The 24,959-nt window shown below is 52.0% G+C and carries 26 protein-coding genes; 22 read left to right on the top strand and 4 right to left on the bottom strand.

Annotation, left to right across the window (positions count from 1 at the left end; all coding sequences use genetic code 11):
• The first annotated feature begins 14 nt into the window (after nt 1–14).
• On the top strand, nt 15–902 hold the full coding sequence (locus KJW29_RS11260; RefSeq protein WP_214629861.1) for a sporulation protein YpjB: 888 nt from the start codon (nt 15–17) through the stop codon (nt 900–902).
• A gap of 21 nt (nt 903–923) precedes the next feature.
• On the opposite strand, the gene KJW29_RS11255 is transcribed toward KJW29_RS11260, so the two are convergent.
• Complete coding sequence (locus KJW29_RS11255) at nt 924–1,784, bottom strand: YitT family protein (protein WP_214629860.1); 861 nt, start codon at nt 1,782–1,784, stop codon at nt 924–926.
• A 141-nt stretch (nt 1,785–1,925) separates the two neighbouring features.
• Between KJW29_RS11255 and KJW29_RS11250 the strand changes: the two genes are divergently transcribed.
• The 21 genes from KJW29_RS11250 (at nt 1,926) to KJW29_RS11150 (ending at nt 22,322) form a co-directional block, all read left to right on the top strand.
• Complete coding sequence (locus tag KJW29_RS11250; protein ID WP_087566973.1) at nt 1,926–2,249, top strand: nucleotide pyrophosphohydrolase; 324 nt, start codon at nt 1,926–1,928, stop codon at nt 2,247–2,249.
• A gap of 69 nt (nt 2,250–2,318) precedes the next feature.
• Nucleotides 2,319–2,834, top strand: coding sequence for a tetratricopeptide repeat protein (locus tag KJW29_RS11245; protein WP_214631097.1), 516 nt, complete (start codon nt 2,319–2,321; stop codon nt 2,832–2,834).
• Between the two features lie 10 nt (nt 2,835–2,844).
• Nucleotides 2,845–3,651: a 4-hydroxy-tetrahydrodipicolinate reductase gene (gene dapB, locus KJW29_RS11240; RefSeq protein ID WP_214629859.1), complete on the top strand. Its 807-nt coding sequence runs from the start codon at nt 2,845–2,847 to the stop codon at nt 3,649–3,651.
• Nucleotides 3,652–3,722: 71 nt separating this feature from the next.
• Nucleotides 3,723–4,145 (top strand): methylglyoxal synthase, encoded by a 423-nt coding sequence (gene mgsA, locus KJW29_RS11235; protein WP_214629858.1) that lies wholly within the window; start codon nt 3,723–3,725, stop codon nt 4,143–4,145.
• A complete protein-coding gene (gene bshB1, locus KJW29_RS11230) occupies nt 4,142–4,837 on the top strand; it encodes a bacillithiol biosynthesis deacetylase BshB1 (protein ID WP_214631096.1) in 696 nt (231 codons plus the stop codon). The genes mgsA and bshB1 overlap by 4 nt, the downstream gene beginning before the upstream one ends.
• Nucleotides 4,838–4,922: 85 nt before the next feature.
• Complete coding sequence (gene bshA, locus KJW29_RS11225) at nt 4,923–6,083, top strand: N-acetyl-alpha-D-glucosaminyl L-malate synthase BshA (RefSeq protein WP_087566969.1); 1,161 nt, start codon at nt 4,923–4,925, stop codon at nt 6,081–6,083.
• A complete protein-coding gene (locus KJW29_RS11220) occupies nt 6,080–7,369 on the top strand; it encodes a CCA tRNA nucleotidyltransferase (RefSeq protein WP_214629857.1) in 1,290 nt (429 codons plus the stop codon). Before bshA ends, KJW29_RS11220 begins: the two co-directional genes overlap by 4 nt.
• A gap of 11 nt (nt 7,370–7,380) precedes the next feature.
• Nucleotides 7,381–8,361, top strand: coding sequence for a biotin--[acetyl-CoA-carboxylase] ligase (locus KJW29_RS11215; protein ID WP_214629856.1), 981 nt, complete (start codon nt 7,381–7,383; stop codon nt 8,359–8,361).
• Between the two features lie 355 nt (nt 8,362–8,716).
• Entirely contained in the window at nt 8,717–9,622 is a 906-nt protein-coding gene (gene panB / locus KJW29_RS11210; protein WP_214629855.1) for a 3-methyl-2-oxobutanoate hydroxymethyltransferase, read from the top strand.
• Nucleotides 9,619–10,503: a pantoate--beta-alanine ligase gene (gene panC, locus KJW29_RS11205; RefSeq protein WP_214629854.1), complete on the top strand. Its 885-nt coding sequence runs from the start codon at nt 9,619–9,621 to the stop codon at nt 10,501–10,503. Before panB ends, panC begins: the two co-directional genes overlap by 4 nt.
• A gap of 2 nt (nt 10,504–10,505) precedes the next feature.
• Nucleotides 10,506–10,889 carry an aspartate 1-decarboxylase gene (gene panD, locus KJW29_RS11200; RefSeq protein ID WP_214629853.1) on the top strand — a complete coding sequence of 128 codons (384 nt, stop codon included), beginning with the start codon at nt 10,506–10,508 and terminating at the stop codon, nt 10,887–10,889.
• Nucleotides 10,890–11,007: 118 nt separating this feature from the next.
• Nucleotides 11,008–11,793, top strand: a complete 786-nt coding sequence (locus KJW29_RS11195; protein WP_214629852.1) for a tetratricopeptide repeat protein — start codon at nt 11,008–11,010, stop codon at nt 11,791–11,793.
• A 15-nt stretch (nt 11,794–11,808) separates the two neighbouring features.
• Nucleotides 11,809–14,712, top strand: coding sequence for an ATP-dependent DNA helicase DinG (dinG, locus tag KJW29_RS11190; RefSeq protein ID WP_214629851.1), 2,904 nt, complete (start codon nt 11,809–11,811; stop codon nt 14,710–14,712).
• Nucleotides 14,709–15,365 carry a redox-sensing transcriptional repressor Rex gene (locus tag KJW29_RS11185; protein WP_087566961.1) on the top strand — a complete coding sequence of 219 codons (657 nt, stop codon included), beginning with the start codon at nt 14,709–14,711 and terminating at the stop codon, nt 15,363–15,365. The genes dinG and KJW29_RS11185 overlap by 4 nt, the downstream gene beginning before the upstream one ends.
• Entirely contained in the window at nt 15,340–16,653 is a 1,314-nt protein-coding gene (locus KJW29_RS11180) for an amidohydrolase (protein WP_425517557.1), read from the top strand. Before KJW29_RS11185 ends, KJW29_RS11180 begins: the two co-directional genes overlap by 26 nt.
• A 32-nt stretch (nt 16,654–16,685) precedes the next feature.
• Nucleotides 16,686–17,180, top strand: a complete 495-nt coding sequence (locus tag KJW29_RS11175) for a hypothetical protein (protein WP_214629849.1) — start codon at nt 16,686–16,688, stop codon at nt 17,178–17,180.
• 150 nt (nt 17,181–17,330) lie between these two features.
• The gene (locus tag KJW29_RS11170) at nt 17,331–17,867 is read left to right on the top strand and encodes a hypothetical protein (RefSeq protein WP_187100587.1); all 537 of its coding nucleotides are present in this window, start codon (nt 17,331–17,333) and stop codon (nt 17,865–17,867) included.
• The gene (locus KJW29_RS11165; protein WP_214629848.1) at nt 17,867–19,360 is read left to right on the top strand and encodes an AAA family ATPase; all 1,494 of its coding nucleotides are present in this window, start codon (nt 17,867–17,869) and stop codon (nt 19,358–19,360) included. The genes KJW29_RS11170 and KJW29_RS11165 overlap by 1 nt, the downstream gene beginning before the upstream one ends.
• Nucleotides 19,361–19,467: 107 nt before the next feature.
• Complete coding sequence (locus KJW29_RS11160; protein ID WP_108996408.1) at nt 19,468–20,340, top strand: 3-hydroxyacyl-CoA dehydrogenase family protein; 873 nt, start codon at nt 19,468–19,470, stop codon at nt 20,338–20,340.
• Nucleotides 20,337–21,536: an acetate kinase gene (locus KJW29_RS11155; RefSeq protein ID WP_087566956.1), complete on the top strand. Its 1,200-nt coding sequence runs from the start codon at nt 20,337–20,339 to the stop codon at nt 21,534–21,536. Before KJW29_RS11160 ends, KJW29_RS11155 begins: the two co-directional genes overlap by 4 nt.
• An 87-nt stretch (nt 21,537–21,623) precedes the next feature.
• Nucleotides 21,624–22,322, top strand: a complete 699-nt coding sequence (locus tag KJW29_RS11150; protein ID WP_214629847.1) for a DnaD domain protein — start codon at nt 21,624–21,626, stop codon at nt 22,320–22,322.
• Between the two features lie 104 nt (nt 22,323–22,426).
• Here the strand turns inward: KJW29_RS11150 and KJW29_RS11145 are convergent, their stop codons facing one another.
• From KJW29_RS11145 to KJW29_RS11135, 3 genes are all read right to left on the bottom strand, one after another.
• Nucleotides 22,427–22,654, bottom strand: a complete 228-nt coding sequence (locus KJW29_RS11145) for a hypothetical protein (RefSeq protein ID WP_087566954.1) — start codon at nt 22,652–22,654, stop codon at nt 22,427–22,429.
• 125 nt (nt 22,655–22,779) lie between these two features.
• Nucleotides 22,780–23,649 carry a pyrroline-5-carboxylate reductase gene (gene proC, locus KJW29_RS11140; RefSeq protein WP_214629846.1) on the bottom strand — a complete coding sequence of 290 codons (870 nt, stop codon included), beginning with the start codon at nt 23,647–23,649 and terminating at the stop codon, nt 22,780–22,782.
• Nucleotides 23,650–23,703: 54 nt separating this feature from the next.
• The gene (locus KJW29_RS11135; protein WP_181377011.1) at nt 23,704–24,954 is read right to left on the bottom strand and encodes a glutamate-5-semialdehyde dehydrogenase; all 1,251 of its coding nucleotides are present in this window, start codon (nt 24,952–24,954) and stop codon (nt 23,704–23,706) included.
• Between the last annotated feature and the right edge of the window lie 5 nt (nt 24,955–24,959).

The raw sequence follows: 24,959 nt of genomic DNA, 5'->3' as shown, positions 1-24,959 counted from the left end.
GGGGGGAGATGTTCGTGAGAATACGAGTTGCAGTTCCATTTATCATATGTATCTTCATGACAATCGGATCGGCGAGCGTCGTCTGGGGAGGAGCGGGAGCGACTTCTCAGGCATTGTCTTTGTTTTCGGGGAAGCCTTACGATTCGTTATATCGGATGGACGAGATAGGGATTGCGTTGTATAATGCCGCCATAAATAATAATCGTCAGTCTGCTTATATGCAAGTGCAAAAGCTGCAGAAGGGGATGAGCAATAAGCTGCTGCTTTCCTATGGTTATGCAGAGGGCTGGGATGCAGTTGCAGCCGATCTGGCCGCCATTGAAACGGCGCTTTCGAGGAGCGCGCCAGGCAACGAATGGCGGGAGCTTGCCGTCAAAGTCCGATTGTCGCTGGATGCCGTCGTCAGCGGCAATGGCTCCTTGTGGCTGCAATACGATTATTTGCTGCGAGAGGATGTCGCCTTGATAGGACAAGCCTTAAAGAGAAGCACGAACGATACGAAGGCGGCAGCTAATGCCGCAGGCGCGCTGCTTGAGACGATGCGGATGCATGTGTTTCGGATGGATGCGGCAGCTGCCATCAGCGGCCACAGCATGCGTACTCAAGAGCTGATCCAACAAATGGATTACGTGGACAAGAGGATAAATGCGCTTAAAACGGATAGAGGTTCCCGTGCAGCGACGTCTCTCAGAAACGCACTGCAATCGCTGGATGGGGCAGCTGCCGTGCTGGATAACATCTTCCGCAAAGAAACCGGCGACATGCCAGCCCTGGCGCCGGCTACTGCTGTATACCCCCTGCGTTGGGCTTTCTTTGTGGGGACGATGATATCGGCTGTTCTGACCTATGTGGGATGGAGAAAATACCGCCAGATGCCTTACGGAGTCAAATCCATCAAATAATCTTAAAAGGTAGTTCAATTGCTACTCTTCCTTAAAACCTTCACCTAAAACGTCATGAACATCGGTAATAACGATAAACGCTCGGGGATCGATATTGCGTACAATGCTTTTGAGGCGGCGGGTTTCGTACCGTCCCACGACGCAATAGACGATCTCTTTGCTTTGCCCGGAGAACGCGCCCTTAGCGGGCATCAGAGTAACCCCTCGCTCCAGTTCAACCGTTATTCGGTCGGCGATTGCCTTGCTATGATCCGAAATAATGGAGGCTGCTTTGGCGGAATAGGCGCCGTCCTGGATAAAATCGATGATCTTGGATGCGATGAATACGACAACTAACGTATACAATACCTTTTCTAACGATATGTAGATCATGGAGACGCCGATTATAACCGCATCGAATACAAGGATGATCTGTCCCATGCTGAAGCCTCGTCTTGATAAAATTCTGGCAATAATGTCAATGCCGCCTGTCGTGCCGCCGAATCGGAAGACGATGCCAAGACCCGCTCCTAAGGTGGCTCCTGCATAGAGCGCAATAAGCATGTTGTCGTTGGAACTGTGAAACGGAATGATCCATTGGTTTCGGATAAATATTTCGAACAACGCCAGGAACAACGATAGGGAGACAGTGCCGATAATCGTATAAAGCATCTGTCGCTTGCCGAGAGCCTTCCAGCCAAGCAGAAACAGCGGAATGTTCAATACCAGCGTCGTAATGGAGAGAGGCCATCCCGCTGCATAATTCAACAGGACTCCAATACCGGTTACACCGCCTTCCATTAATGAATTGGGCAGCAGGAAATATTGGAGGCCGAATGCGTAGACGGCGGTACCGACGAGGATGGGCAATATGATTCTGGCTTGGGACATGATGCGGTTCATGGAACAGAAACCCCCTTCGGTTTGTAAGCGGTTGTTGCTCTTAGTATGGCTAATTTACAGCCTTGAAAAAACATTGATTTTCGCCTGAGCAATACGGTAACATAGAAAAGAATACCGATTGTCAGGAAAGGAAGCGCAGTCATGAGTGAAAAGTCATTGGCGGATATTCAACGCGAAGTTGACGATTATATCTCGCAATTTAAGGAAGGATACTTTAGCCCGCTGTCGTTAATGGCCCGTTTGTCGGAAGAAGTCGGGGAGCTGGCCAGGGAAATTAACCATAAATATGGCGAAAAACCTAAAAAAGCGGACGAAGCGGACAACAGTGTCGAGATGGAACTTGGGGACATCCTGTTTATTTTATCATGTTTCGCGAATTCGCTCGACATCGATCTGACTGAAGCGCATAATAAAGTGATGCACAAGTTCAACACGCGCGATGCGAACCGCTGGACGAAGAAATAAAAACGAACTGTAAGCAAGCTCCCGACATATGCTGTACCATCAATCCTGTACAAGGAGGAAGGGACGGATATGGACGGGGAAAGCTGCATACGCAAGGCGTACGACTACATTCTTCATGGCGATTTCGAAAGCGCGATTCATTGGTTCGAGCTCGCGATCAAGGCGGAGCCGGACAATGCCGGCTATTATCATAAATGCGCGGTTTCCTGCGCCAGAAGCAATAAGTGGACCAAGGCCAAACATTATTCGGACACGGCTATCGCACTTGAGCCGGACAACTCCGAATACATTTATTATTCGGAGTTGATTCGCTCCAAGCTGCTGCTTGAGGAGGTCGGCGTACTGCTCGCATCGGTACCGCCGCGGCTTCTGGAAGCGGGAGATAAGCTTGCGGAAGTGATCTCGCTGGATCCGTTAAGCTTTGACGGTTTTTATACGCTTGCGATGGTGCGCTATACGGAAGGCGATTATGAGCGTGCCGGCAAGCTTGTCAAAGAAGCTTTGAAGCTGGACCCTCAGCATGCAGCGGCACGACGGCTGTACGCCGACACGAGGCGGAAGATAAGGAAGAATAGCAAAGGATAGGGTGATCGTCATGTCAACTGAGCTTATTAAAGTAGCGGTAATCGGAGCAGCCGGCCGAATGGGGCGCGAGGTCGTAAAAATGGTGCTGGAGGATGAAACGCTTCAGCTTGTAGCTGCTGTCAGCCCTTCGTCAGGACCTGTTGATGCCGCCGTTTTCGCGGGCAAGCCCAATTGCGGCGTAATCGTCAGCGCGACGCTGGACGAAGCGCTCAGTTCGGCCAAGGCCGATGTTCTCGTCGACTTTACAGTACCGCAGGCGGCCTATGGCAATACGAAGACCGCAATCGAATATGGTGTTCGTCCAATCATCGGAACGACGGGTTTTACGCCTGAACAAATTGTGGAGCTGGACGAGCTCTGCAAGTCGAAGGGAATCGGCGGACTGATCGCGCCGAACTTCTCGATTGGCGCCATTCTTATGATGAAATTCGCAGCGCAGGCCTCCAAATATATGCCTCATGTCGAAATTATCGAATATCATGGCGATCAGAAGCTGGATGCACCTTCCGGCACGTCGATCAAAACCGCGGAGCTGATCTCGCAGGTTCGCGAAGAGCTTCGTCAAGGCAACCCAAAGGAAGAAGAGACAATTGAAGGATCACGGGGCGGCTATTATAACGGCTTCCGGATACATAGCGTCAGATTGCCGGGGGTATTCGCTCAACAGGAAGTCATCTTCGGCGGCTACGGCCAAACACTCAAGATTCGCCATGATTCTTACGATCGTGCAGGTTATATGCCTGGCGTGAACGTGGCGGTCAAGAAGGTAATGACGTATGCCGGGCTCATCTACGGCTTCGAGCACATCATGGATTAACTTAGTTATCGAAACATCATGGATTCATAACGTTTCTAACCTATCATTGTTCAGCTAGAGAGGGGTACGTCATGCTTAATATCGCCTTTATTGCCCACGACAGAAAGAAGGACGAGATCGTCAATTTCGTTACGGCATACGAACATGTTTTCGTTCCACACCAATTATATTCTACCGGCACGACGGGCACTCGTATTATGGAGCAAACAGATTTGTCCATTCACCGGTTTATGTCGGGGCCATTGGGAGGAGATCAGCAGATAGGCGCCATGGTTGCGCAGAACGAGATGGATCTCATCATCTTCCTTCGCGACCCGTTGATGGCCCAGCCGCACGAGCCGGATATTATCGCATTGCTCCGTCTCTGCGACGTGCAGGGTATTCCGGTAGCCACAAATATCGCGACTGCCGAGGTGCTTGTTAAGGCCGTAGAACGCGGCGATTTTGCATGGCGAGAGCTTGTCCACAAATACAAGCCCGGAGTGGGCGAATAATGGAGTCCGTCGATATTCTCGTATTCGGCGCCCATGCCGACGATGCGGAGATCGGCATGGGCGGCACGATCGCGAAGCATGCAAAAGACGGCCGGCGCATCGTCATATGCGATCTGACACAAGCAGAGATGTCATCCAACGGCACCGTGGAGCTGCGTCGGCAAGAAGCCGAAGCAGCTGCCGCGGTGCTTGGTTTATTTGCCCGGACCAATCTGTCTCTGCCGGACAGAGGCCTTTCGCTAAGCGGCTCTCACATCGAACGCGTAGTCGAAGAGATTCGCAGATGGCGTCCAAGGCTCGTTTTCGCTCCGTATTGGGTTGATCGTCACCCCGATCATGTGCAAGCCAGCAAGCTGATCGAAGAGGCCGTATTTAATGCCAAGCTTCGCAATTATATGTCCCATCTGCCTCCCGTTCAGGTGGAGCAGCTCATTTATTATTTTATAAACGATATGGATCAAGTATCGCTGGCGATAGACGTTTCGAGCGTATACGAGCAGAAGCGCGCAGCGCTTAAGGCTTATCGTTCGCAATTCCAGCTGTCCGCTACAACGGATTCTGTTGCAACTCCGCTCACTAATGGATATTTGGAGCGGGTTGAGGCGAGAGACTATTTGCTCGCGCAAGGACGAGGCTGGCAGTATGCCGAAGGTTTCGCGATCAAACGACCATACGGCATAACAACCTTTTAAACGAAGAGCTGAATGAAAAGAACTAACGTACAACCAATCCGGAATACATATGAATAGCGGTTCTACAGCAGGAGGTGCGGCAATCATGACCAGGAAACTCAAAATCGGAATTACCTGTTATCCCACATTGGGCGGCTCCGGCGTCGTAGCGACGGAACTCGGCAAGCTGCTCGCGGAACGGGGGCATGAAATTCATTTTATTACGCACAGCATTCCGTTCCGATTGGGGAAATTTCATAAAAATATATTTTTCCACGAAGTGGAAGTAAACGATTATTACGTGTTCAAATATCCTCCGTACGATCTGTCGCTGGCTAGCAAGATGGCTCAAGTAGTCAAGATGCAGAAACTCGATGTCTTGCATGTCCATTATGCGATTCCGCATGCCGTCTGTGCCTATCTGGCCAAGCAAATGAGCTGCGATGGCTTAAAAACGGTAACGACGCTGCATGGAACGGACATTACGGTGCTCGCGCAGGACGAATCGCTTAAGGATCTAATCCGGCTCGCCATTCACCAAAGCGATGCCGTGACGGCGGTATCGGATGATCTCATCCAGGAAACCCGCAAACTTCTCGATATAACGACGCCGATCGATCTGACGTACAACTTCGTTGACAAACGGGTTTATTATCCTCGCGAAGTGGAAAGCCTGCGGCGTGATTTCGCTGCGCCGGACGAAAAGATTTTAATGCATATATCCAATTTCCGTCCGGTTAAGCGGGTTAGTGACGTCGTGGATATTTTCGCGCGTGTCTCCAAAAAAGTGAAATCGCGGCTGCTGCTTGTAGGCGAAGGACCGGAGCAAACCAAGATTCAGTGCATGATTCGTAATCTGGGACTTGAGGATCGGGTGCAGTTTCTAGGGAAACAAGAGGATGTCGCGCAGGTCATCTCGCTTGCCGACGTGCTGCTCCTGCCATCGGAAAAAGAAAGCTTCGGCCTTGTGGCGCTTGAAGCGATGGCTTGCGGCGTTCCGACAGTCGGTTCTAATGCGGGGGGGATTCCGGAGCTAGTTACGCACGGCGAGACTGGTTTCCTGTCCAATATTGGCGATGTGGAAGAGATGGCTCGAAATGCGGAGGCTATTTTAACTGATCCGGTGTTGGCTGCCAGGTTCCGTGAGGCATGTTTGCATAGAGCTCGATTCGAGTTCTGCAACGATAAAGTGACCACGCAATACGAACAAATTTATTATCGGGTGCTGGGCATCGAGGCGAACTTGCCCGAACCTGTCTGCGAATGAATACAATTGAGCTTACGCCTGCCATGAATGCGGGTTTGCCGATCATAAGGCAGCTGGAGCAAGCGGGTTATCAGGCTGTGTTCGTGGGTGGAGCGGTTCGGGACGCCATCCTGGGCATACCCGTTAAGGACATCGATATCGCGACCGCGGCGAAGCCGGAAGAAGTGATGGAGCTGTTCCCGCGCTGCATACCGACAGGGCTTGCCCATGGTACGGTGACGGTCATGCTGGAAGGTACGCCATACGAGGTAACGACCTACCGGAAGGAAGAGCAATACGAGAATTACCGTAAGCCAAGCGCCGTCACCTATGTGACCGATCTGGATGAGGACTTGCTAAGACGGGATTTCACAGTAAACGCCATGGCTTTAAGCGGTTTAGGAGTTATCCACGATCCTTACGGCGGATTGCGCGATTTGCGCCGTGGCGTATTGCGCTGTGTAGGCCATGCAGACGATCGATTGATGGAGGATGCGCTTCGGATGGTGCGGGCAATCCGATTTATCGGCGTCTATGGCTTTCACCCATCAGCGTCCGTCTGGCGGGCGCTGCAACGTCATCGAGAGCTGCTTCGGCATGTCGCGATGGAGCGCATTCTAGCCGAGCTGGACAAAATGATGGCAAGCAGCCGTCCGGCAAGATGTTTGACCTGGCTGCTTGCGAGCGGGCTGTTGTCGAGGACCAAGCTGCCGTTGGGCAATGTGGACAAGCTCAGCGATCCAGCGCTTCGGCAAGTCGACCTGAGCTTCCTGGAGGGCATTAACGACCTAGATGTCCGTTGGGCGTCGGTTCTCCTTGCGGGGTCTTGGACGCTGCAGGAAGCCGAAGCTGCATTGGAGTCGCTTCATATGTCCAACAAAAAATCAAAGCGGATCCTGCCCATTATTCGAATTCACGAATCCATGCGCGCAGGACTGAAAGAACTAGCCGACCGTTTTTTGCTGGAGAAGATGATGGAGAGATTCGCCGGATTATTCCTGCATCACGGCGCGACTTCGGCTTCTGACTGGCTTATTATCCAAGCGAGCATACCTCGGAACTCCGTTCTGTCAATCTTATCTCCTTCGTCGCTAAGGGCTATGAATAAACTATTGCATGATGCTCCGGTGCGGTCCGTCAAGGATCTAGACTTAAATGGAGCGGAGCTTGCCAAAGCGCTTGGCAAAAAGCCGGGTCCTTGGCTTAAGGAAAGCCTGGACCATCTCATGCTCCAAACCGCTCTTGGACGTTTGGATAACGTCAAACCCCTGTTGTTAGCTGCTGCCATCGCCAGAGAAGAGGATTAGGGGGTTAGAAGATGAGTATGGATAGACTCTCGCAATTGTTCCGCGATCATCCCGGACAGTACTTATCGGGCGAGAGGCTCAGCGAGGAGCTTAACGTCAGCCGTACGGCGATCTGGAAAACCATCAAGAAGCTGGAAGGAGCGGGCTACGAATTCGAGGCTTCGACCAGGCTGGGTTACAAGCTTATTTTCCAGCCTGATCGACTGGATGCCGATACGATTGCCAAAACATTGGATACGAGATCGTTCGGAAAAAAACTGCTTGTAGAAGGCGAGGTGACGTCCACGCAGGACTTAGCTCGAAACGCGGCGGAGCAAGGGGAAGCCGAAGGTTATCTCGTCATTGCGGAGCAGCAAAAAAACGGCAGGGGACGAATGGGCCGCGGTTGGGTTTCGCCTTATGGCAAAGGAATCTGGATGAGCATGGTGTTAAGGCCATCCGTACCGATCCACTGCGCTCCGCAGCTTACGCTTTTAACGGCAGTTGCGTTGTGCCGAAGTCTTAGACGTGTAACGGAGCTAAATGTCGGCATTAAATGGCCCAATGATCTCCTCATCGATGGCCGCAAAATAAGCGGCATTTTGCTGGAGTCGGCTGCCGAAGACGAACGTCTAAAACACATCGTCGCAGGTGTCGGCATCAGCGTAAATCTCGCTGCTAACGATTATCCCGAGGAAGTGCTGGAGAAGGCCGTGTCTCTTCGCATTGCTGCCGGCCGAACGTTCGACAGAACGGAATTGATCGCGGCTTTTTTGAAGGAGTGGGAAGAGCTGTACGAGCTGTTCCTGCAGCAAGGCTTTCGGCCGATCGCCGAATTATGGGAGTCGCTGGCAGTCTCGCTCGGCCAAAAGGTGTTGCTGACAACGCCGCAAGGAGAGGTATCGGGAGTGCCAGAATCGCTCCACGATAGCGGAGCTATTAGAGTTCGCCGCGAGGACGGAACTCTCGTTACTTTATTTTCGGCGGAGATGGGCGAGCCTTTAACAAAGTGATAATCATTCAACAGAAAATCGAGCGCCTCTTGCATGCAAATTGACAGAGGCGCCGTTTACGGAGCGCATTTTTTTTGATACACTGTAGTCAAGCGGGCGGCATTCGTTTTTTGGAGCTGCACCGTTAGGATGGTCGGCATTTTTCCAATAATTTGCTAGTGACAATGATTGGGATGCGCATTCTGCTCTGAGCCGCCAAGGACCGAGACAGAAGGAAGCACGACAAGCATGTATTTCCTTTTTGATTCGGCAACCTTTAGCACAGCGGCTAAAAGGTTTTTTTGTGTTTAAAATAGGCAACAACAAGGTTAAGTGAGGGCACGAACAAAAAGCGAAGAAGAGAGGGAGTGAGCTGATGAGGAAACGACTGACAATATCCGGCCTTCAGAAGATGAAGCAGGAGCGCAATGCGATTTCCATGGTGACAGCTTATGACTATCCGTCGGCCAAGCTGGCGGAGGAAGCGGAGATCGACACTATCTTGGTAGGTGACTCGCTAGGGAATGTAGTACTTGGATATGAAACGACCATTCCGGTCACAATTGAAGATATCGTGTATCATACGAGAGCTGTCGCGCGAGCGGCAACCCATACGTTTATTATAGCCGATATGCCCTTCATGACTTACGGAGCGAGCCGGGAGGCTACCTTGACCAATGCTGCGCGCATCATGCAGCAGGGTGGCGCTCAAGCCGTCAAGCTGGAGGGCGGTTCGGAAATTACGGGCGATGTAGAAGCATTGGTAAAGGCCGGGATTCCTGTAATGGGCCATATCGGGCTGACACCTCAATCCGTTCATCAACTTAGCGGATACAAGGTGCAAGGCAAGCTGGATAAGGATGCGGAACGGCTTATGAAGGATGCTTTGGCGCTGGAGAAAGCAGGCGCTTTCGCCATTGTGCTTGAGCTTTTGACGGAGCCACTGGCCGCGGCGATTACCAAAGCCTTATCGATTCCGACGATCGGAATAGGCGCTGGACGGGCTTGCGACGGGCAAGTACTGGTATACCATGATTTGCTGCAATACGCTTCTCCGTATTTCGAGAAAAAATTCGTGAAAACCTACGCGGATCTCGGCACTACGGTGAGACAGGCGATCGAAGCTTTCTCGCAGGATGTAAAGAGCGGCGCATTCCCGGCGGAGGAGCACACCTTCCAACCGCAGGCTGAAGCAAAGACATCGGAAACGCTGTACGGCGGAACTTCCGGATCTTCGGAACAACCACCCGCAGATGTCAGGAAAGGGGTTCAATACTCATGATTGTATGCCGAACCATCCAGGAACTGAAGTCTGCACTGGGTGAACGGGCATCGGACGGCAAGTCGCTCGGATTCGTGCCTACGATGGGTTACCTCCACGAGGGGCATGCCAGCCTGCTCAGAAAGGCGAGAGAAGAGAACGACGTGGCCGCGCTAAGCATCTTTGTCAATCCGCTTCAATTCGGCCCCAAGGAAGACCTGGATCGTTACCCGCGGGATGAAGAACGAGATCTTGCTATTGCGGCGGAGTGCGGAGTCGATGTCGTCTTTCTGCCGACGGTGCAAGAGATGTACCCCGGGCGTCCCTTAACGAAGGTGATTGTGGACGAGGTAACGGACAGGATGTGCGGCGCTTCCCGGCCTGGCCATTTTGACGGCGTAGGAACGGTTGTCAGCAAGCTGTTCCATCTCCTTAAGCCTTCGCGCGCCTACTTCGGGATGAAGGATGCTCAGCAGGTTGCCGTTATTGAACAGATGGTGCACGACCTGAATTTCGATATCGAGATTGTACGATGCGAGACTGTGCGCGAGCCCGATGGTCTTGCGTTAAGCTCCCGCAATGTATACTTGTCGGCAGATCATCGCAGTCAAGCCGTAAGGCTGTCCCAAGCGTTAAACCTCGCAAAGGAGTGGCTGGAGGAGCCTGGCATGACGGCAAGCGGGCTCAAGCGGCGCGTGGAATCGCATATTCGCGAGGCGGATCAGGCGATTATCGATTATGTGGAGCTGCTAGCCTATCCCGGGCTATCGTTGATTGACGAAGAGGCGCGGTTATCTTCCTATAACGGTACCGTTATACTGGCACTTGCTGTAAAGTTCGGGACTACGCGATTAATCGACAATCGATTATTCGAAACATCCAAGATTGGCGGAGGTGAATGATTATGTTCAGAACGATGATGAAATCCAAGCTTCACAGGGCGACGGTGACGGAAGCGAATCTGAATTATGTAGGCAGTATTACGATTGACGAGGATCTGATGGAAGCAGCGGATTTGCTGGAGAACGAGAAGGTTCAGATTGTAAACAATAACAATGGAGCCAGATTCGAAACCTACGTAATTACGGGGCCGAGAGGTTCGGGCGTTATCTGCTTGAACGGAGCGGCAGCAAGGCAGGTTCAGCCGGGCGACAAGGTTATCATTATTTCTTATGCGTCCATGTCCACGGAAGAGGCGCGCGTCCATAAGCCGATCGTGACGATTCTAAATGATGAGAACAAGCCGGTCCAGGTGCTCACCGAAGAGCTTCACGCTACGATCCTGTAACGAACTGGACTTTGGAAGTGGTTCGTTTATGTAACGTCTGGGATGCCGTATGAAAAACCTCGTCGGAACAAAGAATGACCGTATCACTCCTTAATCCAAAGCGAAGGCGGGATGCGGTATGATACAGCATATGTTCTCTTCGATGAACGAATGGCTTGACGGGATTAAAGAGCGTTACAACTCGGCCACGGAACAGGAGCGCGGTCAGTACCTGGAGCAGATTCGGCAGCTCAAAAAAACAAGCGACGCCTTTATCGAGGAATGGCTTCAATTCGAGGAAAAATTCACCGATTTTCAAGACGAGTGCGGTCCGTTCGACTTAAGTGCCCCGGTTGGAGGAGCGCCGCTGCCAAAACTTCCCGTGCTACCAGCGGGTAAGGATAAGGATCCAGCAGACAAAAACCCGAATTCGGGATATACAGCTGCTGGCGTAAATTATCCAATCACAATCAGCGAGAAACAGCCATGCGCCTATGGCGATCTGGAAATTCCCGAAGCTGCGGAGCCCTTCATGAGCAAAGGACAAGGCTATTATAAATTATTTATGTTCGCCGAAGCAGCTTCTTTATTCCAGACCGTCATTGCCATGGCGCCCGAATGCAATCTGGCAAGACTTCATCTGGCAATGAGCCAGATGCATCTGCAGAATTGGAACGAAGCGCAGCGTCACTTCCAACTGCTTGTTGTGATGTCGGACTTTCCGAAGTGGGTCGCTTTAGGATATAATGCCCTTGGGTGTATTCACGCAGTTCGGATGAACATGGCATATGCGGAGAGGCTGTTCCGCAAAGCTTACGAAGTTTATCCGAGCTTTACGGATCCATTAAATAACTTGCGATCCTGCCAGGAATCGCCTGGGCAATTATCGTTATATTTCGGAAGCACGGAGTTGTGCTGTTTGTGAGAGGGACGAAGATGGATGAAATACGCAGTGCTGGATTTGGAGACGACGGGTCATAGCGCAGAGGACGACATTATTCAAGTCGGCATCGTCATTGTATCGGAAGAGATGGCGATCGTCGATACGTTCAGCTCGTTTGTGAAACCTTCGGTACCTATTCCCCCGTTCATTACGCAATTAACCGGCATCGAGGAAGAGACCGTTGCGGACGCGCCTGAGCTGCACGACGTGCTGCTAAAGCTTATTCCTCTCTTGGATGATGCCGTTCTTGTCGCCCATAATGTAGGATTCGATGCCGGTTTCTTAAACGGCGCGCTGGAGAAATGCGGATATTTGCCTTTCACCGGCCGCAAGCTGGATACGATCGAACTCCTGCGAGTATTATATCCGACGATTACATCTTATCAATTAGGCGTTGTAGCGGCAGCGTTCGGCATTACGCATGATCATCATCATCGCGCGGATAGCGACGCGTTTGCGACTGCCCATATTTTTATCGAGGCTGTGGGCAAGCTTTGCACCTTGCCGCTGCTTACTTTGCAGCGGCTCGTTGCGTTGATCGACGAATCCAGGGACCTGCATTGGTTCCTTAACGTCAATCTTAATCTCATGGAGCGAACCGTCGTGTTCGAGTCCAATGAAGTGGATTATTACCGGCAATTTGCTCTTAAGGCGCGAGAATGGAATGAAGAACAGCCTGCCAGGACTAATGGAGCGGGCTCGGCAATACCGAAGGACATGAACTTCGAGGCTTATCTCGATGCCGTTCGTGCCAAGTTTCAAGAACGTTTTCCGGATTACGAAGAGCGCGAGCCGCAAAAGCTGATGTTTCATCACGTATACGAAGCGCTCGCAGCCGATCAGCACCTCTTGATTGAGGCAGGAACGGGCACGGGCAAGTCGCTGGGGTATTTGATCCCGGCCCTGTATTACGGCGTGCAGAGCGACAGCAAGATCGTCGTCAGCACGCATACGATCAATCTTCAGGAGCAACTGAGAAGCAGGGATTTGCCGCTGCTGTCCGACGTGCTTCCGTTTCCCGTAAAAGCCTCCATTTTTAAGGGGAGAGGGAACTACTTATGTTTGCGCAAATTCGAGGGCAAGGTCAACGCCCGGGATTTGGTTTCTCCTGTAGAAGATGCGATTACGGCATCCCAGATGGTCGTCTGGTTAGGAGAAACGGAGACAGGGGATCAGGAGGAGTTGAACCTCGGCAGCCGAGGCTCTGACTTTTGGTCTACGGTATCCAGCGATGCGGACTCCTGTCTTAATCGTGCTTGTCCATGGTTTAAGCGCTGTTATTACCATCGTGCCAAACATGAAGCGAACGTTGCCGACGTCTGTATTACGAATCATTCCTTGTTATTTACCGATGTGCAGGCCGATCATCGCCTGCTGCCCGCGTATTCTCATCTTATTATTGACGAGGCTCATCACGTAGAGGAAGTGGCGGGCAAACATCTGGGGATGAACGTGAATTATTTCTCACTCGTACATATTGCGACCCGGTTGTTTAAGGACAATCGAACAGGGTTATTGCCTTTACTGCGTTCCAAGCTGCAGAATGAAGGCGATGACCATGTACAAGCATGGACGGAGACGATTGATGAAATCATCCCGATCTTTCAGGAGATCAGGGAGCATTGGGACAAATTATTCGAGATGCTGTACGCAATGATGGGCGAAGGAGCTGAAGGCGCCACTGATAATGGCGCGGTTTCATCATCGGTCCTTAGACTCCATCATTCCGAGCTTCCTGCAAGCTGGGATGATGCGAGCGGCGTCGAGAATAATATTTATGTCGAGTTAGCGCGTGTTATCAAGACGATGGAAAAAATGATCAACGACATCAAGGAGCGGGTCGATGATCTCTCCGTTCAGGGAACGATTACCGATCTTAACGGTTCCATCCGGGATTTGACGCGTTTAAAAGACGAGCTTCGTATCTTTATGAAACTGGAGCAGTCCGGTTTTGTTTTCTGGATGGAAGCCAGCGCGGTATACCGCTACCGATCGCTGCATATGTACGCGGCACCCGTCGATGTTAGCGAACAGCTTCAAAAGTACTTTTTTGACGCCAAAGACAGCATCATTATGACCTCCGCGACATTAACGGTGCAGAAATCCTTCCAGTACGCAGAGGAACAGCTAGGCCTCCACGGCTATGAGACGCAAGGCAAGCTCAAAACCGTGCAGTTGCCGTCTCCTTTCCGTTACAGGGAACAGGCGCTGGTGATGGTCCCTCGCGACTTCCCGGTGGTTAAAGGCGCATATGTAAACGACGCGTATCTGGATAAGCTGGCGGCTTCGCTGGTCGATGCCGCTCTAGAGACAAAAGGGCGAATGCTGGTGCTCTTTACTTCTTATAAGATGCTGAAGCAAGTTCACGAGCTTATGAAAATAGGTCTGGCCGCGGCAGGCATCGGCTTGCTGGGACAAGGGATCGACAGCAGCAATCGAACCAAGCTGACGAGACGTTTCCTTCAACAGCCGGAATCCGTGCTTTTGGGAACGAGCAGCTTCTGGGAAGGCGTCGATATTCCAGGCGAAGCGCTTACCTGTCTTGCCATCGTGAGACTTCCGTTCCAGCCTCCTAATCATCCGCTCCAAGAAGCAAAGGCGGAGCAACTGCAGCGACAAAAGCAGAATCCGTTTATGAAGCTGTCCATCCCGCAGGCCGTCATCCGGTTCAAGCAAGGATTCGGCCGACTTGTCCGCACCTCGCAGGACAAAGGCATTGTCATCATCTACGATACGCGCGTTATCGATGCTTATTACGGCAAACATTTTCTCTATTCGCTGCCAGGTCCCAAGATCGAAACGATGTTTACGGATCAGATGGTGCCTAGAATTAGAGAATGGCTGGGAAAAGACAGCGCTGCGGCGAGCGAACCAGAAGCTACGAAGGAGGCAACAACTTGAAGCAGACCAAAATATCCGAAGCGGTCGTGCGCCGACTCCCTATCTATTTGCAGGTGCTTAACGAGCTGGACAGCCGCGAGATCCAGACGGTATCCTCGCAGGAGCTTGGGGTTAAGCTTGATCTTAACCCGGCTCAGATTCGTAAGGATCTCGCGTATTTCGGCGAATTCGGACGCAAAGGCATTGGTTATGACGTTGTCTATTTGATCGAAATCATTCGTCAAATACTCAAGGTGAACCAGACGATCAAGGTCGCGCTGGTTGGAGCCGGCAATCTGGGTCATGCCTTATGCAATTACAACAAATATTCCAAGGACAATATGAAAATAACGGCTGTGTTCGACGACCATCCTGCCAAGATCGGAACGAATATCAACAATTTGGTCGTTCAACCCATGAGCGAGCTGGTCGCAACGATTGCGGAGCAAAAAATTCGGATCGGCATCATCACTGTCCCAGCGTTCGAAGCTCAAAACGTCGTAAATCAATTCGTCTCGGCGGGGATAGAAGGCATTTTGAACTTCGCCCCAGCGATTTTGCGCGTACCGGATGAAGTGCGCATTCACAATGCCGATTTCACAAGGGAACTGCTTAGCCTCGCGTATTATTTGAACCATGAAGGAGAAGATTCGGATGAAACAGCTATGGATTAGAAATGGCTTGTTCGTGACGATGGACGACTCGACCCCGGTCATTAAAGGTCATATGGTCATCTCGAACGATGCCATTACATATATCGGCGAGCAGGAACCTGAGCCGCAAAGCTTGTCTGAAAGCGTAGAAAAGCTGGATGGCAAAGGACTGGCCTTCCTGCCCGGACTTATTAATACGCATGGTCATGCGGCGATGTCGCTCCTTCGCGGATATTCGGACGATCAAAATCTGCAGGTATGGCTGGAGCAGAAAATGTGGCCGATGGAGGGCCGTTATGTTGCGGCGGATACGAGAGCCGGCACAGCCCTGGCCATCGTCGAGATGCTTCGTACGGGAACAACGACCTTCCTCGATATGTATGATCGAATGGATGAAGTCGCGAAGGTGACGGAGCAATCCGGCATCCGCGGCGTTTTGATGCGCGGCGTTATCGGCCTATGCTCGGAAGAGGAGCAGAAAGCGAAGCTTGAGGAAGCGATTGCATTCGCTTTGGAGTGGAACGGCAGGGCAGACGGCCGAATTACAACCATGCTGTCGCCGCATGCGCCATATACTTGCCCTCCCGCATATATCGAAAAATTTGTACAAGCAGCCCATGATCATTCTTTGGCGCTTCATACGCATATGTCCGAGTCTCGTGCAGAAGTGGAGCAGAACGTTAGGGATTACGGCGTTCGGCCTGTTGAGCATCTTCATCGGCTGGGTTTCTTTTCGCGCCCTGCGTTGGTCGCCCACGCCGTTCATCTGAACGTCGAGGAGATTGCAATGCTAGCAGAGAACGGCGTCTCCGTAGCGCATAATCCAGTGAGTAATCTGAAGCTGGCCAGCGGCATTGCCAGGCTTCCGGAATTGCTTCGTGCCGGCGTCAAGGTCGGTCTCGGAACGGATAGCGCGGCCAGCAACAATAATCTGGACCTGTTCCAGGAAATTACAATGGCAGCCTTGCTGCACAAAGGCGTATCCGGAGATCCCACTGCCATACCGGCTACGGAGGCGCTTAAGCTTGGGACATCGCTCGGAGCGGCTTCCATCTGGAAGGAGAAGGAGATCGGCATGCTCAAGGCGGGGATGAAAGCTGATATGGCTGCCGTCAACATCGACCAGCCTCAGTACTTCCCGCTCACTGACATCGTCTCGCATCTTGTCTATGCGGGATCGGGCAAGGATGTTCGCCATGTGTGGGTCGGGGGCAAACAAGTCGTGAAGGATGGACAATGCACTTTGCTGGACGAAGAAAAAATTCGCAAGGAAGCGCAAGCCGCATTCGAGCGGCTGCTTAACGGCTAATGCGCGCCACGGAAAGAAAACGACGTCCGTTTATGACACCGGCCAAGTGGATCTGGCTGGTTAGCGCCGCCCTGTTGACTTTCTTGATCTGGTTAGGGCTTTATTACCGCGATATACAGCTGCCGCACTGGTCGGCAGAAGCCGAAGCGAAGCAGCGAATCGTCGCAACGGGGGAAATATCGAATGTAGAACGGCTGAACAAACATATCTGGGACGAGACCGTATGGGTAGGCTTCGGCGCAGGGGAACAGGATGATTATCATTACGTATTCCTGCGCAGCGACGAAACGACGCTTACCGTCGACGCTTCCGACGTGCTCGGCGAGGATGAGCTCAAAGCTCAGTTCCGTTCAAGCAAACCTGGGTCGAATATCGTTCGGGTACAAGCCGGATTATTCCGGGGAGCTCCGGCATGGGAGATTTATTATTCTGCAGCTTCCGATGGAGGCGTTCAATACTTCTATGATTTTTATACCTTCGACAAAGATGGTAAGCTAATCGATTCCTATCGGCTGCCTTCTTCATAAAACCATATCATAAAATTAGGCGGGACCTTCCATGGTCCCGTTTCCTGTTTTTACACCCCGAAATTAGCTGCAAAATGTGATATACTATCGTATAGACGAGTTGATAGATAAATATTATATATAAATACTATACATTGGAGGGGTTAGGAGATGAGAAAACCGCGCGTATTGCCGCTAGCGATTACCGTTGTTGTCACTGCCGTACTGTTGTTCGGAGGTTTCGCCTTGTACAAGCAGATGGTCGTCGCCGCGCCTCTTGCCGATAAACTGGAAGAGATGAACGGAGTAGCGGAAGCATCAAAGCCTGAGATTGGACAAAAAGAATTAAAGGTGAAGCTGAAATTGTCTGCAGATGCCAGCCTTCGGGAAACTTACGGCAACGCGGTGAAACAAACGGCTGGCGTCGCCGGGGGCAAGAAGGTGATGGTACAAGTGGAGAGCGATCCCAATGAACAACTTGAACAGCTCTGGTACGGCGCGATGTTCGAAATCGCGGAAGCGATGGAGACGAAGGCCTACTCCACGATTCCTGCAGCTATGGAGAAAGCCGTCGCCGGCATGGATGGCGTAACGACGGTGACGGAGATGGATGAGAACAATGTATATATTACGATCCGATCAGAGCAAGAAGGTACGGCCAAATACGTGGTGTTGCCGCGAACGCCTAATACGATGGAGGTGTGGTAATGCGCAAATACGGAATGGAGATCGGGATCGGAGTCGTCATCGTCGGCCTTGTATTCTTGCAGATGCAAGGCTATAACGTGCTTCCATTCGTCTTGATGGCTGCAATTGCCGGCGTACTCTTGTTTATGGCGCGAGGCAAAGGCAAGCTCGCTGCATTATCTGGCGGCGAAGGACGGAAGGAAGTGAAGTCGACATCATTTACCTTCGAACAGATTGGCGGACAAAACCGCGCAAAGCAGGAGCTGATAGAAGCGCTTGACTTTTTGGTCAAACGGGATCAGATCGAGAAGCTGGGTATTCGTCCGCTTAAGGGCATACTGCTGGCAGGACCTCCGGGTACAGGCAAAACCTTGCTTGCGAAGGCGGCTGCGCAATATACGGATTCCGTCTACATGGCGGCATCGGGCAGCGAATTCGTTGAGATGTATGTCGGCGTCGGAGCCGGGCGCATTCGCGATTTGTTTAAAGAAGCACGAGCCAAAGCCAAAAAAACAGGCAAATCCAGCGCTGTTATCTTTATCGATGAAATTGAGGTTATTGGCGGGAAGCGGGACGGCGGACAACACCGCGAATACGATCAGACGCTGAATCAGCTGCTGACAGAGATGGATGGCATTCATGGCAACGAATCTCCGCGCATTCTTATCATCGCCGCTACGAACCGCAAGGAGATGCTGGACAGCGCGCTGGTTCGCCCTGGGCGCTTCGACAGGCATATCGGCGTCGATCTGCCCGATAAAAAGGGCAGACTTCAAATTCTTCGGATTCATGCGTCCAATAAACCGATTGATGAGAGTGTCGATTTGACAGGCATTGCAGAGCAGACCTTTAGCTTCTCCGGCGCACAGCTGGAATCTGTCATGAATGAGGCGGCCATCTATGCCTTGCGCGACAATGCGGATTCCATCACCTCCGGTCATCTTCATATGGCAATCGACAAGGTGATGCTGGGAGAGAAAAGCGACAAGGAAACATCCCTGGAGGAGCGAAAGCGGGTTGCGCTGCATGAACTGGGACACGCCATAATGGCGGAGCTTGTTCGTCCCGGGAGCGTATCTCAGGTAGCTTTGTCGCCTCGCGGCGGCGCTCTGGGTTACGTGCGTCATCAGCCCTTGCAGGATCAGTATTTGTATACGACGAAGTTTCTGCACGAACAAATCATGATTGCGCTTGGCGGAGCTGCCGCCGAGGAGATTTTTTATGGCGAACGCAGCACGGGCTCGAGGGGAGACTTCGACCAGGCGGTTGGCATTGTAAAGACGCTGGTGGAATCAGGCTTGACGGATGCGGGCATAATCGATGCATCCATGATGACGCCGGACAAGTGGTCGGCCGTGACGAATGGGATTTTGGATGATCTCATGGGTCGAACGAAGGAGCTGCTGAATTCGCGTCAAGAGGTGTTTGGGCAGGCTTTGCAGACGCTTCTGGATGAGGAAAATGTGGATGGAGAACGGTTTAGAGACTTACTTCACAATTCCGCCGTTGCTTAACCGTATTTATTACAAATTCAAGGCGAACCTATGGTTCGCCTTCTCTTTTGCCCAAAAAACGTTATAATAAAGAGGAACTATCAACCTAGAAGGAGCAAATGCATCGCATGATAAAGAAAGTTGGCGTTATAGGGATCGGAACGATGGGACAAGGCATAGCTGAGATGTTGGCTTCCAAGGGTCTTGATGTCTTCATCTTGGAGCAATCGGAGGAACGTCTGAGGTACGGGCTTCAAATGATCGAGATTAGTCTGGACAAACAGATCGAAAAGTGGGCGCTTACCAACTCGGAGAAGAAACTTATTCTGTCACGAATTGACTCCGTCTCTTATTACGAAGAACTGGCATCATGCGAGTTGGTTATCGAGACGATAACGGAGGAGCTTGAAGCGAAGAAGGAAGTATTCCGCAAGCTGGATGCAATATGCAGCGAAAGCACGATATTGGCCAGCAACACATCCACGCTCAGTTTGACCGAGTTGGCAAGCGTTACGGCTACGCCAGATCGTGTGATCGGAATTCATTTTATATATCCAGTGCTTAAGGTTGATCTTGTCGAGATCGTGCGAGGTCTTAAGACGTCGGAGGAGACGTTTGCGCGGACCAAACATTTTGTGGACGAGATCATCATGAAAAAGAGTGTCATGGTATTCGAATCTCCGGGGTTCGTGACGACTCGTCTCATTTGCCTCTTTATCAACGAAGCTCTGCACGTTCTCGAGGAAGGCGTCGCTTCGGCGGAGGATATCGACAACGCGATGCGCATCGGGTATTCTTTTTCGCATGGTCCATTCGAGATGGCGGACCGCTTCGGTTTGGATTCCGTGCTTGCCGCTCTGGAGCGAATGTTCCGGGAATACGGCGAGCTTAAGTATCGTCCGTCAATCGTGCTCAAAAAGATGGTACGCGGCGGACATCTCGGCGTGAAATCTGGCGTCGGATTTTTCCAATACGATAAGGATGGAGACCGAATTTCATGAAAGTATTAGTCATTAATGCTGGCAGTTCCTCGTTGAAATACCAGCTCTACAATATGATGGACGAGTCCGTGCTCGCCAGCGGACGAGTGGAGAGAATCGGGATGGATTCTTCTATTGTTACCCATGAATCCGCCAACAAGCCCGAGGTTCGCGACGTTAGAGAAATTCTGGATCACGTAACTGCGGTAAAGCGCGTTATAGACATTCTGGTTCACCCTGATTTCGGCGTCATAACCTCTATGTCGGAGATTGACGCGGTTGGTCATCGGGTCGTACATGGCGGCGAAGCGTTTAAACATTCCGTAATCGTAACGCAAGAAGTCAAGGCAGAGATTAAGCGCCTTTTCGATCTCGCTCCGTTGCACAATCCTGCTCATATGATGGGGATTAACGCCGTAGAGACGAATATGCCTAATGTTCCGCAGGTTGTCGTGTTTGACACGGCGTTCCATCAGACTATGCCGGAGACGTCGTACCTCTACCCGATACCAAAGGTGTTGTACCGCCGTCACAAAATTCGTCGATACGGCTTCCACGGCACGTCTCATGCCTACGTGAGCGGTGAGGCCGCACGATTCTTGGGCAAGCCGATCGAGTCGCTCAAGATGGTAAGCTGCCATATCGGCAACGGAGCAAGCTGTGCCGCTATCGTAGGCGGGAAGACGCTGGATACGAGCATGGGCATGACTCCGCTGGAAGGACTTATGATGGGAACGCGAAGCGGCGATATCGATCCCGCCATCGTGCCGTTCGTCATCAACAAAGAAGAGCTCACGCTGAGCGAGGTCAATTCCATGCTGAACAAGCACAGCGGCATGCAGGCGATATCCGGCCTAAGCAGCGACATGCGCGAGATCGACGAAGCCATGAACGCAGGAGATGCAAATGCGAAGCTGGCCTTCGATATGTTCGTCTACCGACTGCGCAAGTATATCGGAGCTTATGCGGCCGCAATGAACGGGATCGATGTGCTGCTGTTTACAGCCGGTATAGGAGAGAACTCGGCATCGGTTCGCCGAGCGGTATGCGAAGGCATAACGTTCCTCGGATTAGAACTGGATGATGCGCTCAACACCGAACGGAAGAAGACGGTTCGCGAAATTTCGAAGCCGGATTCCCGCGTCAAGGTGCTTGTGGTTCCGACGAACGAAGAATTGTTGATTGCCCGCGATACATACAAGCTAACTAATGTATAGAGGCAACTTAACGATTGATCCTGCCGATGCCGTCCTAAGGGGCGGCTCGGTCCTTTTTGTATAGAGGAAGAAAGGGGAAAGTCCGCAATGAGCGATGAACTATGGAAAGCGTATGCCCACGGATGGTCAGCCGCCATGTCGGAGGGAGGCACTTTCGTGCCGCATGTGCTTCTACGTACAGCAAGCAGTCTGGGGCTAAGCGATTCGGATGTGATGATCATGCTGCAGCTTATGTCATACTCAGCGGCTGAGGGAACGGAATTTCCTACGATGGAGCAGCTTGCGGAACGGCTGGGGAGTTCGCCCCGCGTGGTCGGCGAACGAATCAGCCGCCTCGTAAAGGACGGCTATCTGTCCATAGACGATTACGTTGACAGCAGTACGGGGATGCAGGCGGAACGCTACAATTGGAGCGGCTGGATGATGAGAGCCGCAGAACGCGCCGCGGAGGATCGCCGATCCGCGAAGAGGTCCTCGCCATCCGAGCGGAATCAGGCGATTCCAATTACAAGCAAGAGAAAGCCCGCATCCGATTTGTTTTCGGTATTCGAGCAAGAATTTGGACGTTTGCTGTCCCCTTACGAATGCGAGTCGATCGGCGCTTGGCTGGACGAAGACCGTTATACCGAGGAGATTATATTATTCGCGCTCAAGGAAGCGGTGTTCGCGGGCAAGTTAAGTCTGAAGTACATTGACCGGATTTTGCTGGAATGGGCCCGTAATCGGGTAACCAATGTAGACGAAGCGCGCGCGCATTCGGAGAAGTTTTACGGCGGGCGGAGCTGAAGCTTTAGGGGATTTAAGCACAAGCGCTGCAAAAACAGTTAATTTGTTTTTTATAACACAAAAAAAATCGGTCGAACAGACCGATTTTTTTTGTGTATCCAATATTAGCGAGCTTTGTTAGCAGCTGCAAAAAATGAATTGGCGTTACGATGAATGACACTGCCGTCGCTCATGCGAATCGTATCCGGGCTATAACCGGAAATCGTAGCGATGGGACGAATCTGCATGTCATTCTGAAAGATATTGACCAATGTTTTTTCCTTTATGGCTAGCTCGAATTCTTTGTCTGTAACAATCGGTTGTTCAGGTTTGATTTGTTTTACTTGACTCATAGGAAAGCTCCTTGTCCGTTGAAGTTTTTAAGTTTATATCCTATTATACTGGGCGTATCAGGTAAATATCAAATGCGGTCTACATTCAATTGCTGCGTGCCGAAGTTGCAAAGAATGAGCGGCGCTCATTCTGAAATATTCCTCTCGATAGCAGCTCCGATCTCTCCAGCCCGTTCTGCCGAACGTTTGGCGCCGGCAATAATGCTGTCTTGAAGTCCGCGTTCCGTCATCAGCTCGATGGCCGCTTGCGTCGTACCGTTTGGAGAGGTGACCTTGCGTCTCAGCTCGGCGGGATCCTCGCCCGTCGTACGGACCATCTCTGCTGCGCCCAGCACGGTCTGAACGACTAAATCGCGGGCTACGTTATCATCAAGGCCCAGCTCTGTCGCCGCTTTCATCATCGCCTCCATAAAGAAGTAGACATATGCGGGGCCGCTGCCCGAGATACCCGTCACGGATTCCTGGAGCGGTTCGTCCACGACGGCATTAATGCCGATGGATTGAAAGATCGCTTCAGCGATGGCGCGCTGCTCGGAGGAGACGGCTTCCGAATAACTGATGCCCGTCGCGCCAAGTCCGATCGTGCTGGACGTATTCGGCATCGAACGAACGATGGGCAGCTTGGCTCCTAACAGAATCTCGATCGACCCGATGGACAGCCCCGCAATGACGGACACAATGAGCTGTCCGGAGGAAATGAGAGGTCGAATGGAGGCGATCGCTTCGGCAGCATCCTTCGGCTTCATCGCCAGGAAAATAATATCGGCGTTACGTAAAAAATGTTCGTTGTTTTCGCCTTGCAGTACGGTCCGAACGCCATATTTGCTGCTGAGCTCTGTCAGACGTTCCGCATTGCTGCGATTTAACATGGAGATACGATCGGCAGCAATCAATTCCTGACTGATGAGTCCGCGCGCGATGGCTTCGGCCATGGAGCCGGCGCCGTAGAAGCATATATTCAAGGCAGCGATGCTTGTATGAGTAACTAAAGTCATCGTATCATTCCTCCTGTATCCGTGGTTTTACGATCTGCGGCAATGCGGGAAAAGTTAACCTCGCACTTGTCCGTTCCCGATAATTCTGAATTTCGTCGACGTGAGAGCGGGCAGGCCCATGGGGCCGCGGGCATGCAGCTTCTGCGTGCTGATGCCGATCTCCGCGCCGAAGCCGAATTCGAAACCGTCCGTAAAGCGGGTGGAGGCGTTATGGTAGACGGCGGCGGCATCAACCTCGTGAAGGAATCGTTCGGCATTGTCGGCGTTCTCCGTTACGATGCACTCCGAATGTTTTGTGCCATAGCGGCGGATATGTCCCAATGCTTCATCCAAGCCATCAACGATCCGAACATTCAAGATATAGTCGTTGTATTCCGTGGCGTAATCCTCCTCCGTCGCAGCCCTTGTGCCAGGAAGGAGAGCTAACGTACGCTCGCAGCCGCGGAACTCGACGTTTGCTTCGGCCATGCGAGCAATCAATGCCTGAAGCTGCTCGCTGGAGTAAGAGGCATCGACAAGCAGCGTCTCGATGGAATTGCAGACGGATGGGCGCTGCACCTTGCCGTTAAACGCAATCTCCGCTGCCATGCCGGGATTGGCGGAAGCATCGACAAACACATGACAAATCCCGGCGCCGGTCTCGATGACGGGAACTGTCGCATTCTCGACTACGTTGCGAATCAGGGATGCCCCGCCCCTTGGGATAACAACATCCAGCAATCCGTTCAGCTTTAGCATCTCATTAACCGATGCACGGTCGGAATCCTCGATCAGTTGAACGGCATCTTGCGGCAAGGCAGTTCCGCTCAGGGCGTCCCGCATGATCTCGACAATTTTGCGATTCGATTCCAGCGCGGCGGAACCTCCGCGCAAGACGACGCAATTGCCGGTTTTGAGGCATAGTCCCGCGGCATCTACGGTTACGTTAGGACGTGCTTCGTAGATCATTCCGATTACGCCAAGCGGCACGCGAATCTGCACAATATCAAGTCCGTTTGGGCGCTGAATCGATTGCAGCTCTTCTCCGACAGGGTCTGGAAGCTCCACGATTTGACGAAGTCCTTCGGCGATGCCTGCGATCCGTTCCGAATTTAACGCCAGCCGATCCAGCAGGGAGGTAGATGTGCCGTTCTCCCGTCCGTTCTTCAGGTCTACGGCATTTGCCTCCAGAATTTCCTCCTGACGCGTCAGGAGCGCATTTGCAATGGCGAGCAGAGCATCGTTTTTCTGAGCGGTAGACAGTCTGCCCGCGGCAACCGCAGCCTCTTGTGCAAGCGTTGCTTTTTTTCTAACTTCACTTATCATTCCTG

It is taken from the genome of Paenibacillus agaridevorans, from assembly GCF_018604145.1.
Taxonomy (GTDB): Bacteria; Bacillota; Bacilli; order Paenibacillales; family Paenibacillaceae; genus Pristimantibacillus; species Pristimantibacillus agaridevorans.
The sequence above is the reverse complement of the archived record's forward strand: the minus strand, read 5'-3'. Positions and strand labels throughout refer to the sequence as shown.

Excerpts from the sequence above, each read along its gene's own strand:
- dinG (WP_214629851.1), top strand. The coding sequence starts at position 11,809 with ATGAAATACGCAGTGCTGGATTTGGAGACGACGGGTCATAGCGCAGAG.
- KJW29_RS11165 (WP_214629848.1), top strand. The coding sequence starts at position 17,867 with ATGCGCAAATACGGAATGGAGATCGGGATCGGAGTCGTCATCGTCGGC.
- KJW29_RS11175 (WP_214629849.1), top strand. The coding sequence starts at position 16,686 with ATGACACCGGCCAAGTGGATCTGGCTGGTTAGCGCCGCCCTGTTGACT.
- panD (WP_214629853.1), top strand. The coding sequence starts at position 10,506 with ATGTTCAGAACGATGATGAAATCCAAGCTTCACAGGGCGACGGTGACG.
- KJW29_RS11135 (WP_181377011.1), bottom strand. The coding sequence starts at position 24,954 with ATGATAAGTGAAGTTAGAAAAAAAGCAACGCTTGCACAAGAGGCTGCG.
- KJW29_RS11145 (WP_087566954.1), bottom strand. The coding sequence starts at position 22,654 with ATGAGTCAAGTAAAACAAATCAAACCTGAACAACCGATTGTTACAGAC.
- dapB (WP_214629859.1), top strand. The coding sequence starts at position 2,845 with ATGTCAACTGAGCTTATTAAAGTAGCGGTAATCGGAGCAGCCGGCCGA.
- KJW29_RS11245 (WP_214631097.1), top strand. The coding sequence starts at position 2,319 with ATGGACGGGGAAAGCTGCATACGCAAGGCGTACGACTACATTCTTCAT.
- KJW29_RS11220 (WP_214629857.1), top strand. The coding sequence starts at position 6,080 with ATGAATACAATTGAGCTTACGCCTGCCATGAATGCGGGTTTGCCGATC.
- mgsA (WP_214629858.1), top strand. The coding sequence starts at position 3,723 with ATGCTTAATATCGCCTTTATTGCCCACGACAGAAAGAAGGACGAGATC.
- panB (WP_214629855.1), top strand. The coding sequence starts at position 8,717 with ATGAGGAAACGACTGACAATATCCGGCCTTCAGAAGATGAAGCAGGAG.
- KJW29_RS11160 (WP_108996408.1), top strand. The coding sequence starts at position 19,468 with ATGATAAAGAAAGTTGGCGTTATAGGGATCGGAACGATGGGACAAGGC.
- proC (WP_214629846.1), bottom strand. The coding sequence starts at position 23,649 with ATGACTTTAGTTACTCATACAAGCATCGCTGCCTTGAATATATGCTTC.
- KJW29_RS11195 (WP_214629852.1), top strand. The coding sequence starts at position 11,008 with ATGATACAGCATATGTTCTCTTCGATGAACGAATGGCTTGACGGGATT.
- panC (WP_214629854.1), top strand. The coding sequence starts at position 9,619 with ATGATTGTATGCCGAACCATCCAGGAACTGAAGTCTGCACTGGGTGAA.
- KJW29_RS11155 (WP_087566956.1), top strand. The coding sequence starts at position 20,337 with ATGAAAGTATTAGTCATTAATGCTGGCAGTTCCTCGTTGAAATACCAG.
- KJW29_RS11150 (WP_214629847.1), top strand. The coding sequence starts at position 21,624 with ATGAGCGATGAACTATGGAAAGCGTATGCCCACGGATGGTCAGCCGCC.
- bshA (WP_087566969.1), top strand. The coding sequence starts at position 4,923 with ATGACCAGGAAACTCAAAATCGGAATTACCTGTTATCCCACATTGGGC.
- KJW29_RS11250 (WP_087566973.1), top strand. The coding sequence starts at position 1,926 with ATGAGTGAAAAGTCATTGGCGGATATTCAACGCGAAGTTGACGATTAT.
- KJW29_RS11255 (WP_214629860.1), bottom strand. The coding sequence starts at position 1,784 with ATGAACCGCATCATGTCCCAAGCCAGAATCATATTGCCCATCCTCGTC.
- KJW29_RS11215 (WP_214629856.1), top strand. The coding sequence starts at position 7,381 with ATGAGTATGGATAGACTCTCGCAATTGTTCCGCGATCATCCCGGACAG.
- KJW29_RS11170 (WP_187100587.1), top strand. The coding sequence starts at position 17,331 with ATGAGAAAACCGCGCGTATTGCCGCTAGCGATTACCGTTGTTGTCACT.